We start from the raw sequence: 755 nt of genomic DNA, 5'->3' as shown, positions 1-755 counted from the left end.
AATTGAACAAAGATCCCCTGGCTTTCTTTTTCCAAATGGACGTGTTGCTGTACTGGATGTTCCATTCACTGATAAGTATCACAAGTCATGAATCTTTCTCTCCATTCTTTGGTTCCTTTCTGTCTTATTTATAATACGATTAAAATGCATAGACTGTTTCAGATTTTAATGGAATCCCTAGTTAAGCATCCAATTATGATAGGAATTTAATAGATTCCTATCACCATCGTTTTTACAAGGGGGGGTGTGGTCTGAATTCGATTAGGACTCTTCTTCAGCTTTTGTATGCATGCGATCACCGTATCGTTTACGAAATTCTTGGATGATTTTATCCGCATCCGTTTCAGTTACATTTTCCAAATAAATTTCTTTATCTTCTCCACTGTCCTTCCTAATGGTAAGCACGTTCCCAACCTGCTGCACCCGCTTCACTTCCTCATCGTCCGCCCGCCATCTTGGGCCGGTAATACCGCGACGGATATCGATGGCCTGTTCTTCGAAACGAATATAATCCCGCTCCGGCATTTTTAAGTAATGGATTATCTGCAAGACACTGATCACCGTAACCCCTCCAACTAGATACACCAGGAATTCCTCCACGCGGCCGTTCCGGAACAAAATGAAAAATAGAACGATTACTTGCGCTAACAAATTGAACAAAGATCCCCTGGCTTTCTTTTTCCAAATGGACGTGTTGCTGTACTGGATGTTCCATTCACTGATAAGTATCACAAGTCATGAATCTTTCTCTCCAT

General features: G+C 41.3%; 1 protein-coding gene. It reads right to left on the bottom strand.

Annotated features, from left to right (window positions below; translation table 11 throughout):
- Positions 1-261 precede the first annotated feature (261 nt).
- Positions 262-732, bottom strand: coding sequence for a hypothetical protein (locus tag ACTWPM_RS20655; RefSeq protein WP_443134836.1), 471 nt, complete (start codon positions 730-732; stop codon positions 262-264).
- Positions 733-755 lie beyond the last annotated feature (23 nt).

Source organism: Halobacillus sp. K22 (assembly GCF_052246795.1).
Classification (GTDB): domain Bacteria; phylum Bacillota; class Bacilli; order Bacillales; family Halobacillaceae; genus Halobacillus.
The sequence above is the reverse complement of the archived record's forward strand: the minus strand, read 5'-3'. Positions and strand labels throughout refer to the sequence as shown.